A 14545-nucleotide genomic window follows, 5' to 3' on the forward strand; every position below is an offset into this window, starting at 1 on the left:
CGGAACGCGCCCCAGCTACGCTGAACGGGGGGTGCTTACCCCTTCGTTTCCACGAAAGGTACGGGACCGGCGTGGCCGATCGACTCACCGTCCGCGGCGCTCGCGAGCACAACCTCAAGAACGTTTCGCTGGACCTTCCCCGCGACTCGCTCATCGTCTTCACCGGACTGTCGGGGTCCGGCAAGTCGTCCCTCGCGTTCGACACCATCTTCGCCGAGGGGCAGCGCCGCTACGTCGAGTCGCTCTCCTCGTACGCCCGGCAGTTCCTCGGCCAGATGGACAAGCCGGACGTGGACTTCATCGAGGGTCTGTCGCCCGCGGTCTCCATCGACCAGAAGTCCACCTCGCGCAACCCGCGCTCCACCGTGGGCACCATCACCGAGGTCTACGACTACCTGCGGCTGCTGTTCGCCCGCATCGGCAAGCCGCACTGCCCGGAGTGCGGCCGTCCGATCAGCCGCCAGTCCCCGCAGGCCATCGTGGACCGCGTGCTGGAGCTGGAGGAAGGCAGCCGCTTCCAGGTGCTCTCCCCGCTGGTGCGCGAGCGTAAGGGCGAGTACGTCGACCTCTTCTCCGACCTGCAGACCAAGGGCTACAGCCGGGCCCGGGTGGACGGCGCGACCGTCCAGCTGACCGACCCGCCGAAGCTGAAGAAGCAGGAGAAGCACACCATCGAGGTGGTCGTCGACCGCCTGACCGTCAAGGACAGCGCCAAGCGGCGGCTGACCGACTCGGTCGAGACCGCGCTCGGCCTGTCCGGCGGCATGGTCATCCTGGACTTCGTCGACCTGCCGGAGGACGACCCGCAGCGTGAGCGGATGTTCTCCGAGCACCTGTACTGCCCGTACGACGACCTGTCCTTCGAGGAGCTGGAGCCGCGCTCCTTCTCGTTCAACTCGCCGTTCGGCGCCTGCCCGGACTGCACCGGCATCGGCACCCGCATGGAGGTCGACCCGGAGCTGATCGTCCCCGACGAGGAGAAGTCGCTCGACGAGGGCGCCATCGCCCCCTGGTCGCACGGCCACACCAGCGACTACTTCGGCCGACTGGTCGGCGCGCTCGCCGACGAACTGGGCTTCCGCACCGACATCCCCTGGGCCGGGCTGCCGCAGCGCGCCAGGAAGGCCCTGCTGGGCGGCCACAAGACGCAGATCCAGGTCAGCTACCGCAACCGCTACGGGCGGCAGCGGTCGTACACCACGGCCTTCGAGGGCGCGATCCCGTTCGTCAAGCGGCGGCACTCCGAGGCGGAGACCGACTCCAGCCGCGAGCGCTTCGAGGGGTACATGCGGGAGGTGCCCTGCCCCACCTGCGAAGGCACCCGGCTGAAGCCCATCGTGCTCGCGGTCACCGTGGCGGGGCGGTCGATCGCCGAGGTCTCGGCCATGTCGATCAACGACTGCGCCGACTTCCTGCGCACCCTCACCCTCACCGCCCGCGAGAAGACCATCGCCGAGCGGGTGCTGAAGGAGGTCAACGAGCGGCTGCGCTTCCTGGTCGACGTCGGCCTGGACTACCTCTCGCTCAACCGCGCCGCGGGCACCCTGTCCGGCGGCGAGGCGCAGCGCATCCGGCTGGCCACCCAGATCGGCTCCGGGCTGGTCGGCGTGCTCTACGTGCTGGACGAGCCGTCCATCGGCCTGCACCAGCGCGACAACCACCGCCTGATCGAGACCCTGGTGCGACTGCGCGACCTGGGCAACACGCTGATCGTGGTGGAGCACGACGAGGACACCATCCGCACGGCCGACTGGGTCGTCGACATCGGCCCGGGCGCGGGCGAGCACGGCGGCAAGGTGGTGCACTCCGGCGCGCTGGGCAAGCTGCTGACCAACAAGGAGTCGCTGACCGGGCAGTACCTGTCCGGCCGGCGGGCCATCCCGATCCCGGACCTGCGCCGCCCGATCGACCCCAAGCGCCGCCTGACGGTGCACGGCGCCCGCGAGCACAACCTGCGGGACATCTCCGTCTCCTTCCCGCTCGGCGTCTTCACCGCCGTCACCGGCGTCTCGGGCTCCGGCAAGTCCACGCTGGTCAACGACATCCTCTACACCCACCTGGCCCGCGAGCTGAACGGCGCCCGCGCGGTCCCCGGCCGCCACACCCGGGTGGACGGCGACGACCTGGTCGACAAGGTGGTGCACGTCGACCAGTCGCCGATCGGCCGCACCCCGCGCTCCAACCCGGCCACGTACACCGGCGTCTTCGACCACGTGCGCAGGCTCTTCGCGGAGACCATGGAGGCCAAGGTCCGCGGCTACCTGCCGGGACGCTTCTCGTTCAACGTCAAGGGCGGCCGCTGCGAGAACTGCTCCGGTGACGGCACGATCAAGATCGAGATGAACTTCCTGCCGGACGTCTACGTGCCGTGCGAGGTCTGCCACGGCGCCCGCTACAACCGGGAGACGCTGGAGGTCCACTACAAGGGCAAGTCCATCGCCGAGGTGCTGGACATGCCGATCGAGGAGGCGCTCGACTTCTTCGAGGCGGTCCCGGCCATCGCCCGCCACCTGCGCACCCTCAACGACGTGGGCCTGGGCTACGTGCGGCTCGGCCAGAGCGCGCCGACCCTCTCCGGCGGCGAGGCGCAGCGCGTCAAGCTCGCCAGCGAACTGCAGAAGCGCTCCACCGGCCGGACGGTCTACGTGCTGGACGAGCCGACCACCGGTCTGCACTTCGAGGACATCAGCAAGCTGATCTCCGTGCTGTCGGGGCTGGTCGAGAAGGGGAACTCGGTCGTCGTCATCGAGCACAACCTCGACGTCATCAAGACCGCCGACTGGGTCGTCGACATGGGCCCCGAAGGCGGCAGCGGCGGTGGCCTGGTGGTCGCCGAGGGCACCCCGGAGGAGGTCGCGTCGGTCCCGGCCAGCCACACCGGCAAGTTCCTGCGCGAGATCCTCGGCGACCGGGTGAGCGACGCGGCGATCCCGGCGCAGAAGCGGGCCGGTTCCCGCACGACCGCGGCCAAGGCGCCCGCCCGCAGGACGGCGGCCAAGACGGCGAAGACGGCCACGAGCGCGGCGAAGACGGCCGCCACCGCCGCCAAGTCCGCGGCGAAGAGCGCCAAGGCGCCCGCGAAGAAGGCCGCGGCGACGCGGAAGCGGGCGAGCGGGAAGGGGTGAGCGTGGCGCGGCGGCGGTGGGCAGGGGGCTGGCGGAGCGCCGGAATATTCGGGTCGTAAGGTACGGAGGCGGCGGTTCGCCGTCGCGTTCGGCACCTGCCGGTACGGCATGGCGCCGCCACGCCGTACCTCGTCCCGAGCGGAGAACAGCGCCATGACCGACCAGCCCACCGCCCGCCGCACCGTGCTCCAGGGCGCCGCCGTCGTCGGGGTCGCCGGCGTCGGCCTGGGCGTGGCGGGCTGCGCCGCCAAGCCCAAGCAGCCGACCGGGCCGGTCGACCTCGGCGCGGCCGACGAGGTGCCGGTCGGCGGCGCCAAGCTGTACCGCGACCAGAAGGTGGTCGTGGCGCAGCCGACCAAGGGCGCGTACAAGGGCTTCAGCGCGGTCTGCACGCATCAGGGCTGCGTCGTCGCCTCGATCCAGAACAACGTCGTCACCTGCCCCTGCCACGGCAGCCAGTTCAACGCGCTGACAGGCGCGGTGGAGCAGGGCCCGGCGCCGACCCCGCTGCCCGCGGTCGGCGTCACGGTCCAGAACGGCAAGCTGGTCGCGGACTCCTGAGCGGCCGACGGGAACGGGCGCCCGGACTGCCGGCCGCATCGGGCACTCAGGCCGCCCGGACCGCGTCCGTCACGACGCCCGCCCAGGACCGCCCCCTAGTCCCACTCCCAGGTGATCCCCAGCACCCCCGGCCGTACCTCGGGCTGTACCAGGTGCACCGTGCCGTGGCCGTTGAGCGTCAGCTCGGCGACGTCGCGGCGCGGGCCGTCGGGGGAGGAGCGGGCGAAGCGGCGGCAGCGCACCGGCAGGGCAGCCGCGTCGAAGCCCACCTGGAGCACGTAACCGCCGCCGCCGAAGGTGAACCCGCGCACGTACTCGACGCTGGGTCCGGCGCTGCCGTCGTCCACCTCGTAGCCGAGCAGCGCGGTGTCGCCGCTGCGCAGCCGCCCGTCGAAGAGCAGCTCGGTGACGACCACGCACGAGGCCGCGTGGCGGCGCACGCGGCCCACCCGGCAGTTGTCGGTGGCGCGCACCCGGACCCGCTCGACGTCGCCGCCGGGGTCGCCGAGGTGGATGGCCAGATAGCGGTCCACGCCGTCGCGGTGGGCGCGGACCACGTGCTGCGAGCGGCGGTGGCTCAGCTCCCGGGCGGCGCCGATGCGCACGTACTCGTACTGCATGACGGTGTGCAGACCGCCGTCGGGCGGCGCCTCCAGTTCGGCCAGCAGCGACTCGACGACGGCCGCGGCCTCCAGGACCGCGCGGTACGGGCGGGCCTGCGGCCGGGCGTCGGGGGTGCGCGGGCCCAGCAGCCGGGTCAAGGAGTGCGGCGGCAGGTCCAGGACCTCTTCCAGCGCGGTGACCGCGCGCAGTGACTCGGGCCGGTCGGGCCGGCGGACGCCGCGCTGCCAGTAGCTGAGGCTGGTCACGCCGACGTGGACACCGCGCAGCTCCAGCCGGTGCCTGATCCGGTGCAGGGCCAGCCCCCGGGCGGCCAGCGCGGCCCGCAGGGCGACCGGGAACGGGCCGGTGCGGAGCGCGTCGGCGAGGCGGGCCTCGGCGGAGGCGGGGCGGTCGGTGCCCTGAGTGCCCTGGGCGTCGCCGATCGTGCTCATCGTCGATCTCCTTCCGGCACGGGCGCGGACGCGGCCACCGCGGCGTGAACGTTCACATCGGTGCCCGTGCCGCGGTCCGGTGGGGGGCGAGGTTACCTGCGGCGGACGCCGTGCCGTTCACAACGGTATTTCGGCCGTTCACAGACGCGCCAGGCCCATGACAACCCCCGTTGACCATGTTCTGTCACTGCCGGATGCTCGTCCACGAGCGTCCGGACGCGCTCCTTCCCCTGCCCCCACCAGGCCCTCACCAGGGAGGAACGCAGCCATGTCCCCCATCGAGCAACCCCGCAGAGCCCGCACGGCCCGCGGGTCCCGCCGCTTCGGCCGCCGTGGACTCGCCACGGCCTGCCTCGTGATCGCCGCCGCCCTGTCGGCGACCGCGGCCTCGGCCACCACCGCGTCGGCGGCAGCCCCCGCCTCCGCGACAAGGACCGCCCCCGCCTCCGCGACCACGCCCGCCTCCGCGAAGACGCCCGCCGCCAGCCCCGCGGCGCAGCTGAACATCAGCATGCAGGAGCAGCAGCAGACCAACTGGTGCTGGGCCGCCAGCGGCGACACCATCGCCTCCTGGTTCGGCTACAGCTACAGCCAGAACCAGTTCTGCGACGCCGCGTTCGGCTACAGCCAGAACTCCAGCTGCCCCAACGACCAGGCCACCCTCGCCGACGACCAGACCGCGTACAACTGGATGGGCCTCGACTCGGGCGACTACATCCAGGGCACCCTGAGCTACTCCGGCGTCCAGCGCGAGATCAACGCCAAGCGGCCGGTCCAGACCCGCATCCAGTGGAGCTCGGGCGGCGGCCACATGGAGGTGATCTACGGCTACGACACCTCCGACGGCTACGTCTACTGGGGCGACCCGTGGCCGGACGACAACCGCTACAACTGGGCGACGTACAACTACTACACCGACAACTCGGACTTCTCCTGGACCCACACGCTCTACGGAATCGGAGCGTGACCGCCATGAACGCCACCACCCCTCGCGCCACCGCCCTGCGCGTCCTGGGCGCCGCCGCGCTCGCCACCGCGGCCCTCGGCCTGGCGGGCGCGGGCACCGCCTCCGCCACCACCCCGGAAGCCGTCACCCCGGAAGCCGCCGCCCAGGCAGCCGCCACCCCGGCCGCCCCGCAGGCCCTGACCGCCTCGCAGGTGTCCGCCGGGCGCGCGGTGGCCGGCAACCAGGCCACCCTGGCCGTCCTGGGCAAGTTCTTCGCCGCCGACCCCGACCACGGCAGCGCGCGGGCCCGGGCCGCCGCGGGTACGGCCGCCGCGCCCCGCCTGTCCGGCGCCAGCGTCACCGTCTACACGCTCGACCCCGCCTTCGTCGCGGGCACGCCCGGCGCCGCCGTCGCCCAACCGTCCTACGTGGCCACCGACGCGGTCTCCGCCACCGGCCAGACCGCGTCGGTGTGGACCGCGAGGACCGCCAAGGGCTGGCAGGTCGTCAACATCGCCAGCGGCGACGACGAGACCGCGTACACCGCCAAGGCGCACGGCGACGGCACGGTCTTCCGCGAGCCGCAGATCAACGCCTGGTACGTGCTGCGGGGCGACCGCGTGCTGCCGCTCGACACCGAGGCCACGGCCGTGGTCGGCGCCCACGGCACGACCGTCGCCGCGTACCAGCGGCACGTGCGCACCGCGTACGGGCACATGCTGCCCGGCTCGGCGTACGACAAGCAGGGCTACGCGGGCGGCTTCGGCAACACGGCCCCCGACGCGGCGGCCCGCGCGGCCACCCGTTCGGCGGCAGGCGGCCAGGCCGGCGACCAGGCGGGCCACGGCACGGCCTCCCGCACGGCGGCCGCCTCGGCGGCCGGCCACGGCACGGCGGGAGTCGGCGCCACCGGTACCGCGGCCCTCGCGGGCGGCGGTGCGGTCCTGACCCTGGCCGCGGCTCTGGGCGGACGGGCGCTGCGCCGCAGGAGCGGCCGGGCCTGACCGACGGACCCGGGCCCGCAACACCCGTGCGGGCCCGGGACTGTCGGTCGTCGCCAGTAGGGTGGTGACATGGCCGACCCCTCCAGCTACCGCCCGAAGCCGGGGCAGATCCCCGACTCGCCGGGGGTCTACAAGTTCCGCGACGAACACCGCCGCGTCATCTACGTCGGCAAGGCCAAGAGCCTGCGCCAGCGGCTGTCTTCGTACTTCCAGGACCTGGCCAACCTGCACCCGCGCACCCGCACCATGGTGACCACCGCCGCGGCCGTCGAGTGGACGGTGGTGGCCACCGAGGTCGAGGCGCTCCAGCTGGAGTACTCCTGGATCAAGGAGTTCGATCCGCGCTTCAACGTCAAGTACCGCGACGACAAGAGCTATCCGTCGCTCGCCGTCACGCTGAACGAGGAGTTCCCGCGGGTCCAGGTGATGCGCGGTCCCAAGCGCAGGGGCGTGCGCTACTTCGGCCCGTACGCCCACGCCTGGGCGATCCGCGAGACCGTCGACCTGCTGCTGCGGGTCTTCCCGGTGCGCACCTGCTCGGCGGGCGTCTTCAAGCGCTCCAGCCAGATCGGCCGCCCCTGCCTGCTGGGGTACATCGGCAAGTGCTCGGCGCCCTGCGTCGGCCGGGTCACCCCCGAGGAGCACCGCGAACTCGCCGAGGAGTTCTGCGACTTCATGGCCGGCCGCACCGGCACCTACCTGCGCCGCCTGGAGACCGCGATGCGCGAGGCGGCCGGCGAGATGGAGTACGAGAAGGCCGCCAGGCTGCGCGACGACATCGAGGCGCTCAGGCGCGCGATGGAGAAGAACGCGGTGGTGCTCACCGACGCCACCGACGCCGACCTGATCGCGGTCGCCGAGGACGAGCTGGAGGCGGCCGTCCAGATCTTCCACGTGCGCGGCGGCCGGGTGCGCGGCCAGCGCGGCTGGGTCACCGACAAGGTCGAGGCGGTCGACACCGCGGGCCTGGTCGAGCACGCCCTCCAGCAGCTGTACGGCGACGAGCGCGGTGACGCGGTGCCCAAGGAGGTGCTGGTCCCGGCGGTGCCGGAGCCCTCCGAGCCGGTCACCGAGTGGCTGTCGCACCGCCGGGGCTCCGCGGTCAGCCTGCGCATCCCGCAGCGCGGCGACAAGAAGGACCTGATGGCCACCGTCCAGCGCAACGCCCAGCAGGCGCTGGCGCTGCACAAGACCCGGCGCGCGTCCGACCTGACCACCCGCTCGCGCGCGCTGGAGGAGATCGCCGCGGCGCTGGACCTGGACACCGCGCCGCTGCGCATCGAGTGCTTCGACATCTCGCACCTCCAGGGCGACGACGTGGTGGCCTCCATGGTCGTCTTCGAGGACGGCCTCGCCCGCAAGAGCGAGTACCGCCGCTTCCAGATCAAGACCTTCGCGGGTCAGGACGACGTACGGTCCATGCACGAGGTCGTCTCCCGGCGCTTCCGCCGCTACCTGCGCGAGATGCAGCGCGCGGGCGAGTGGGAGGAGCAGGGCGACGGCGACCCGGCCGCCCCGCCCGCCGACGGTGCCCTGGCCGCGACGCCCGCCGACGGTGCCTCTGCCGCCCCTCAGCCCGCCGACGGCGACCCGGCCGTCCCCCGGTCCGCCGACAGCGACACGCCCGCCGCAACCGTCGCCACCGCTGATGACGACCTCGGCCGTGGTGGGCCCATCGACCCCGACACCGGCCGCCCGCGCAAGTTCGCGTACCCGCCGCAGCTGCTGGTCGTCGACGGTGGGAAGCCGCAGGTCGCGGCGGCCAAGCGGGCGCTGGACGAGCTGGGCGTCGAGGACGTCGCGGTGTGCGGCCTGGCCAAGCGGCTGGAGGAGGTCTGGCTGCCGGACGACGACGACCCGGTGATCCTCCCGCGTACCAGCGAGGGCCTCTACCTGCTGCAACGCGTCCGCGACGAGGCGCACCGCTTCGCCATCGCCTACCAGCGCGGCAAGCGTGGCAAGGCGATGCGCGCCGGTGCGCTGGACTCCGTGCCGGGTCTGGGCGAGACCCGCAAGCAGGCGCTGCTCAAGCACTTCGGCTCGGTCAAGCGACTGCGCGCGGCGACCATCGAGCAACTGTGCGAGGTGCCCGGCATAGGCCGCAGGACGGCCGAGTCCCTGGCCGTCGCGCTCGCCCAGGCTTCACCCTCCGTTCCCGCTGTGAACACCGCCACCGGAGAGATCATTGAGGAGGAGGGGGCGGCCGACCGGAGCGCCGTCCCCGGCGGTTCCCCCGGCGACCCGGGGGAGGAACGGGGGCCGGAGGAATGACCGGTATCGACACGCACAGCACGCACAGCAAGCACGACACAGACGGAGCACAGGTGAGTACGGGCGGAGCGGGCGAGGCCACGGAGGCCATCCCCGAACTGGTGATCATCTCCGGCATGTCCGGAGCGGGCCGCAGCACCGCGGCCAAGTGTCTTGAGGACCTCGGCTGGTTCGTCGTGGACAACCTGCCGCCCGCGCTGATCCCCACGATGGTGGACCTCGGCGCCCGCTCGCAGGGCAACGTGGCGCGCATCGCGGTCGTCGTGGACGTGCGCGGCCGGCGCTTCTTCGACAACCTGCGCGAGTCGCTCGCCGCCCTCGACACCAAGAACGTCAAGCGGCGGGTGCTCTTCCTCGAGGCGTCCGACAACGCGCTGGTGCGCCGCTTCGAGTCGGTGCGCAGGCCGCACCCGCTCCAGGGCGACGGCCGCATCGTGGACGGCATCGCCGCCGAACGCGACCTGCTGCGCGAGCTGCGCGGCGACGCCGACCTGGTGATCGACACCTCCAGCCTCAACGTGCACGAGCTGCGGGCCAAGATGGACGCCCAGTTCGCCGGTGAGGAGGAGCCGGAGCTGCGGGCCACGGTGATGTCCTTCGGCTTCAAGTACGGGTTGCCCGTCGACGCCGACCTGGTGGTCGACTGCCGCTTCCTGCCCAACCCGCACTGGGTGCCCGAGCTGCGCCCGTACACCGGGCTCAACGACGAGGTGGCCACCTACGTCTTCAACCAGCCCGGCGCCAAGGAGTTCCTGGACGGCTACGCCGAGCTGCTGCGCATCGTCGCCTCCGGCTACCGCCGCGAGGGCAAGCGCTACGTGACGATCGCGGTCGGCTGCACCGGCGGCAAGCACCGCAGCGTCGCGATGTCCGAGCGGCTGGCGGGACGGCTGTCCTCCGACGGCGTCGAGACCGTGGTGGTCCACCGCGACATGGGGCGCGAGTGATCAGAACCCGCACCGCCCGGCGGTTGCTGCGCACCAATCGCCGCTCCGGCGTCACCCCCAAGGTGGTCGCCCTCGGCGGGGGACACGGCCTGTCCGCGTCCCTCGCCGCCCTGCGCCGCATCACCCAGGACCTCACGGCCGTGGTCACCGTCGCCGACGACGGCGGCTCCAGCGGCCGGCTCCGCAGCGAGCTGGGCGTCCTGCCCCCCGGCGACCTGCGCAAGGCGCTCGCCGCGCTGTGCGGGGACGACGAGTGGGGGCGCACCTGGTCAAGGGTGATCCAGCACCGGTTCACCAGTAAGGGTGAGATGCACGGCCACGCGGTCGGCAACCTGCTGATCGTCGCCCTCTGGGAACAGCTCGGCGACCCGGTCGCCGCCCTGGAGTGGGTCGGCAGGCTGCTCGGCGCGCACGGCAGGGTGCTGCCGATGTCCGCGGTGCCGCTCGACCTGGAGGCGATCGTCCGCGGCCACGACCCGGCCCGCCCGAACGACACCGACACCGTGCGGGGCCAGGCCACGGTGGCCCTCACCCCCGGCGAGGTGCTCCAGGTCCAGCTGGTGCCGAGCGACCCGCCGGCCGTCCCGGAGGCCGTCCAGGCGGTCATGGACGCCGACTGGGTGGTGCTGGGACCGGGCTCGTGGTTCTCCTCCGTCATACCGCACCTGCTGGTGCCGGAACTGGCCGAGGCGCTGACCCAGACCCGCGCACGCCGGGTGCTCACCCTCAACCTCGCACCCCAGCCGGGCGAGACCGAGGGATTTTCTCCGCAGCGTCACTTGGAGGTTTTGGCCCGACACGCCCCTAAACTCACCATCGACGTGGTGTTGGCCGACGAGGCCGCCGTGCCCGACCGCCAGAGCCTGAGCCTGGCCGCCGAGCGGCTGGCGGGCACGGTGGAGCTGGCCCCGGTCGCCGCTCCGGACGGGCCCCGGCACGACCCGGAGCGGCTGGCCGCCGCGTATGACCGGGTTTTTCGGATGTATGGAAGGATCGGCCCATGGCGATGACGGCAGCGGTGAAGGACGAGATCTCCCGGCTTCCCGTCACCCGGACCTGCTGCCGCAAGGCGGAGGTGTCGTCGATCCTGCGGTTCGCGGGCGGGCTCCACCTGGTCAGCGGGCGCATCGTGATCGAGGCGGAGCTGGACACCGGCATCGCCGCGCGCCGGCTGCGCAAGGACATCCTGGAGATCTTCGGCCACCCCTCCGACCTGGTCGTCATGGCCCCCGGCGGGCTGCGCAGAGGCAGCCGGTACGTCGTGCGGGTGGTCGCGGGCGGTGACCAGCTGGCCCGGCAGACCGGCCTGGTCGACGGGCGCGGCAGGCCGATCCGCGGGCTGCCCCCGCAGGTCGTCTCCGGTGCCACCTGCGACGCCGAGGCCGCCTGGCGCGGCGCCTTCCTGGCCCACGGCTCGCTCACCGAGCCCGGCCGCTCCTCCTCGCTGGAGGTCACCTGCCCCGGCCCCGAGGCCGCGCTCGCCCTGGTCGGCGCCGCCCGCAGGCTGGGCATCCCGTCCAAGGCCCGCGAGGTGCGCGGGGTGGACCGGGTCGTGGTGCGCGACGGCGACGCGATCGGCGCGTTGCTGACCCGGCTGGGGGCGCACGAGTCGGTGCTCGCGTGGGAGGAGCGCCGGATGCGCCGCGAGGTGCGGGCCACCGCCAACCGGCTGGCCAACTTCGACGACGCCAACCTGCGCCGCTCCGCCCGCGCCGCGGTCGCCGCCGGAGCCAGGGTGCAGCGGGCGCTGGAGATCCTCGGCGACGAGGTACCGGAACACCTCGCCGCGGCGGGCCGGCTGCGCATGGACCACAAGCAGGCGTCGCTGGAGGAGCTGGGATCGCTGGCCGACCCGCCGCTCACCAAGGACGCGGTCGCCGGCCGCATCCGCCGCCTGCTGGCGATGGCCGACAAGCGCGCGTCGGACCTGGGCATCCCCGGCACGGAGTCCAACCTGACGGAGGAAATGGTCGGTTGACGCCCGGCGGGCCCCAACCGCCGTCATCCGTACGCGTCCCGTACGTCACACCCGCCCCGGCGGCGCCCTCGCGCGCGCCGGGGCGTCGTGCTTCGCGGAGACGGACACCCGCCGCGCGGAGACGGACATCTCCCGCCTTTTCCCGCCGTACTGACGTGCTCTCCTGTGCCGTCCTCCGCTCATAAGCAAAGCGTCCTATACCAGCCAGGACGGCCGTCGCGCATCGCCGAACACGGCACTGTCACCGATGTCACTCCGGACCCCTCGGCGAGGTAGGGTCGGTGGTGGTCGGGGACAACCAAACGGCGCAGCCGGACTGTATTCCGGCGCATCAACGAGGAGATCGGTTCGTGACGATCCGCGTAGGTATCAACGGCTTTGGCCGCATCGGTCGCAACTTCTTCCGTGCCGCCCTTGAGCAGGGCGCCGACCTGGACGTCGTGGCGGTCAACGACCTGGGCGACACCGCGACCACCGCGCACCTGCTGAAGTACGACACCATTCTGGGCCGCCTCAACGCCGAGGTCAGCCACACCTCCGACTCCATCACCGTGAACGGCAAGACCATCAAGGTCCTCGCCGAGCGCGACCCGGCGAACCTCCCCTGGGGCGAGCTGGACGTCGACATCGTCATCGAGTCCACCGGCATCTTCACCAAGCGGGACGACGCCGCCAAGCACCTCGCGGGCGGCGCCAAGAAGGTCATCATCTCGGCCCCCGCCAAGGACGAGGACATCACGATCGTCATGGGTGTCAACAACGACGCCTACGACCCCGCCAAGGACAACATCATCTCCAACGCCTCGTGCACCACCAACTGTGTGGCGCCGATGGCGAAGGTGCTGCTGGAGAACTTCGGCATCGTCAAGGGCCTGATGACGACGGTCCACGCGTACACCAACGACCAGCGCATCCTGGACTTCCCGCACAAGGACCTGCGCCGCGCCCGCGCCGCCGCGCAGAACATCATCCCGACCACCACCGGTGCCGCCAAGGCCACCGCGCTGGTCATCCCGGCCCTCAAGGGCAAGCTGGACGGCATCGCGATGCGCGTGCCGGTCCCCACCGGCTCCGTCACCGACCTGGTGGTCGAGCTGGAGCGCGAGGTCACCAAGGACGAGGTCAACGCCGCGTTCCAGAAGGCCGCCGAGGGTCAGCTGAAGGGCATCCTGGAGTACACCGAGGACCCGATCGTCTCCTCGGACATCGTCAACCAGCCCGTTTCGTGCACGTTCGACTCCTCCCTGACGATGGCGCAGGGCAAGAGCGTTAAGGTCATCGGCTGGTACGACAATGAGTGGGGCTACTCCAACCGCCTGGTGGACCTGACCACCTTCATCGGCGGCCGGCTCTGACACGGAGCCGGTAGCACCGCGATGCACGAGGACGAGGCCCGTACGACGCCGCCGTCGTACGGGCCTCGTCCCTACTCCGGGTATTCCAGGAGCCACACATGAAGACGATCGACGATCTCGATGTCGCCGGACGGCGGGTGTTCGTCCGCGCCGACCTCAACGTCCCCCTCTCCGGGGACGGGATCACCGACGACGGCCGCATCCGTGCCGCCGTCCCGACCATCACCAAGCTCGCCGAACGCGGCGCCAAGGTGATCGTCGCCTCCCACCTCGGCCGCCCCAAGGGCGCGCCGGACCCGCAGTTCTCGCTCCGCCCGGTCGCCGCGCGCCTCGGTGAACTGCTGGGCAAGGACGTCGCGTTCGCCACCGACACCGTGGGCGACAGCGCGAAGGCCACCGTCGCCGCCCTGGCCGACGGCGAGGTCACGCTGCTGGAGAACCTGCGGTTCAACGCGGGCGAGACCGCCAAGGACGACGCCGAGCGCGGTGCCTTCGCCGACGCGCTGGCCGCGCTCGCCGACGCCTACGTGGGCGACGGCTTCGGCGCCGTGCACCGCAAGCACGCCTCCGTCTACGACCTCCCGGCGCGCCTCCCGCACGCCGCCGGCGGCCTGATCGCCACCGAGGTCGGCGTCCTGAAGAAGCTCACCGAGGACGTGGCGCGCCCGTACGCCGTCGTGCTCGGCGGCGCCAAGGTCTCCGACAAGCTGGGCGTCATCGACCACCTGCTGGGCAAGGCCGACCGCCTGCTGATCGGCGGCGGCATGGCCTACACCTTCCTGGCCGCCCAGGGCCACGAGGTGGGCAAGAGCCTGTTGCAGGAGGACCAGATCCCGGCGGTCAAGGAGTACCTGGCCCGCGCCGAGAAGCAGGGCGTGGAGTTCGTCCTGCCGGTCGACGTGGTGGCCGCGCCGGACTTCCCCGACCTGAAGGCGCAGGCCCCGACCCACCCCGTCGTGGTGCCCGCCGACGCCATCCCGGCCGACGTGCAGGGCCTGGACATCGGTCCGGAGACCCGCAAGCTGTTCGCCGCCAAGCTGGCGGACGCGGCCACCGTGTTCTGGAACGGCCCGATGGGCGTCTTCGAGCACCCCGACTACGCGGACGGGACCCGCGCGGTCGCCCAGGCGCTCCTGGACAGCCCGGCCTTCACCGTCGTCGGCGGCGGCGACTCGGCCGCGGCCGTACGCATCCTGGGCTTCGACGAGAACGCCTTCGGCCACATCTCGACCGGCGGCGGCGCCAGCCTCGAGTACCTCGAGGGCAAGACGCTGCCCGGCCTCGCCGCACTGGAGGACTGACC

General features: G+C 72.3%; 11 protein-coding genes. 10 read left to right on the forward strand and 1 reads right to left on the reverse strand.

Annotation, left to right across the window (positions count from 1 at the left end):
• Window positions 1–71 precede the first annotated feature (71 nt).
• Together uvrA and K7472_RS21590 are read left to right on the forward strand one after the other, a co-directional pair.
• The gene (uvrA, locus tag K7472_RS21585) at window positions 72–3125 is read left to right on the forward strand and encodes an excinuclease ABC subunit UvrA (RefSeq protein ID WP_222980161.1); all 3054 of its coding nucleotides are present in this window, start codon (window positions 72–74) and stop codon (window positions 3123–3125) included.
• A gap of 153 nt (window positions 3126–3278) precedes the next feature.
• Window positions 3279–3686, forward strand: a complete 408-nt coding sequence (locus tag K7472_RS21590; RefSeq protein ID WP_222980162.1) for a Rieske (2Fe-2S) protein — start codon at window positions 3279–3281, stop codon at window positions 3684–3686.
• Window positions 3687–3781: 95 nt separating this feature from the next.
• On the opposite strand, the gene K7472_RS21595 is transcribed toward K7472_RS21590, so the two are convergent.
• A complete protein-coding gene (locus K7472_RS21595) occupies window positions 3782–4741 on the reverse strand; it encodes a hypothetical protein (RefSeq protein ID WP_222980163.1) in 960 nt (319 codons plus the stop codon).
• Window positions 4742–5009: 268 nt separating this feature from the next.
• Here K7472_RS21595 and K7472_RS21600 point away from each other — a divergent pair, with 268 nt between their 5' ends.
• The 8 genes from K7472_RS21600 (at window position 5010) to K7472_RS21635 (ending at window position 14543) form a co-directional block, all read left to right on the forward strand.
• A complete protein-coding gene (locus K7472_RS21600) occupies window positions 5010–5708 on the forward strand; it encodes a papain-like cysteine protease family protein (protein WP_222980164.1) in 699 nt (232 codons plus the stop codon).
• Window positions 5709–5713: 5 nt separating this feature from the next.
• Window positions 5714–6691, forward strand: a complete 978-nt coding sequence (locus K7472_RS21605) for a hypothetical protein (RefSeq protein WP_222980165.1) — start codon at window positions 5714–5716, stop codon at window positions 6689–6691.
• Between the two features lie 69 nt (window positions 6692–6760).
• Window positions 6761–8962, forward strand: coding sequence for an excinuclease ABC subunit UvrC (uvrC, locus tag K7472_RS21610; protein WP_222980166.1), 2202 nt, complete (start codon window positions 6761–6763; stop codon window positions 8960–8962).
• Window positions 8959–9909 carry an RNase adapter RapZ gene (rapZ, locus tag K7472_RS21615; protein ID WP_222980167.1) on the forward strand — a complete coding sequence of 317 codons (951 nt, stop codon included), beginning with the start codon at window positions 8959–8961 and terminating at the stop codon, window positions 9907–9909. Before uvrC ends, rapZ begins: the two co-directional genes overlap by 4 nt.
• Complete coding sequence (locus K7472_RS21620; protein WP_308014021.1) at window positions 9906–10919, forward strand: gluconeogenesis factor YvcK family protein; 1014 nt, start codon at window positions 9906–9908, stop codon at window positions 10917–10919. The genes rapZ and K7472_RS21620 overlap by 4 nt, the downstream gene beginning before the upstream one ends.
• Window positions 10910–11887 carry a DNA-binding protein WhiA gene (gene whiA, locus K7472_RS21625; RefSeq protein WP_222980168.1) on the forward strand — a complete coding sequence of 326 codons (978 nt, stop codon included), beginning with the start codon at window positions 10910–10912 and terminating at the stop codon, window positions 11885–11887. The genes K7472_RS21620 and whiA overlap by 10 nt, the downstream gene beginning before the upstream one ends.
• A gap of 350 nt (window positions 11888–12237) precedes the next feature.
• Window positions 12238–13242, forward strand: coding sequence for a type I glyceraldehyde-3-phosphate dehydrogenase (gap, locus tag K7472_RS21630; protein ID WP_222980169.1), 1005 nt, complete (start codon window positions 12238–12240; stop codon window positions 13240–13242).
• A gap of 98 nt (window positions 13243–13340) precedes the next feature.
• Window positions 13341–14543 (forward strand): phosphoglycerate kinase, encoded by a 1203-nt coding sequence (locus K7472_RS21635; protein WP_222980170.1) that lies wholly within the window; start codon window positions 13341–13343, stop codon window positions 14541–14543.
• The last annotated feature ends 2 nt before the right edge of the window (window positions 14544–14545 follow it).

It is taken from the genome of Streptantibioticus parmotrematis (assembly GCF_019890615.1).
GTDB classification, from domain to species: Bacteria; Actinomycetota; Actinomycetes; order Streptomycetales; family Streptomycetaceae; genus Streptantibioticus_D; species Streptantibioticus_D parmotrematis.

Excerpts from the sequence above, each read along its gene's own strand:
- K7472_RS21590 (WP_222980162.1), top strand. The coding sequence starts at position 3,279 with ATGACCGACCAGCCCACCGCCCGCCGCACCGTGCTCCAGGGCGCCGCC.
- K7472_RS21595 (WP_222980163.1), bottom strand. The coding sequence starts at position 4,741 with ATGAGCACGATCGGCGACGCCCAGGGCACTCAGGGCACCGACCGCCCC.
- K7472_RS21600 (WP_222980164.1), top strand. The coding sequence starts at position 5,010 with ATGTCCCCCATCGAGCAACCCCGCAGAGCCCGCACGGCCCGCGGGTCC.
- K7472_RS21605 (WP_222980165.1), top strand. The coding sequence starts at position 5,714 with ATGAACGCCACCACCCCTCGCGCCACCGCCCTGCGCGTCCTGGGCGCC.
- uvrC (WP_222980166.1), top strand. The coding sequence starts at position 6,761 with ATGGCCGACCCCTCCAGCTACCGCCCGAAGCCGGGGCAGATCCCCGAC.
- rapZ (WP_222980167.1), top strand. The coding sequence starts at position 8,959 with ATGACCGGTATCGACACGCACAGCACGCACAGCAAGCACGACACAGAC.
- whiA (WP_222980168.1), top strand. The coding sequence starts at position 10,910 with ATGGCGATGACGGCAGCGGTGAAGGACGAGATCTCCCGGCTTCCCGTC.
- K7472_RS21635 (WP_222980170.1), top strand. The coding sequence starts at position 13,341 with ATGAAGACGATCGACGATCTCGATGTCGCCGGACGGCGGGTGTTCGTC.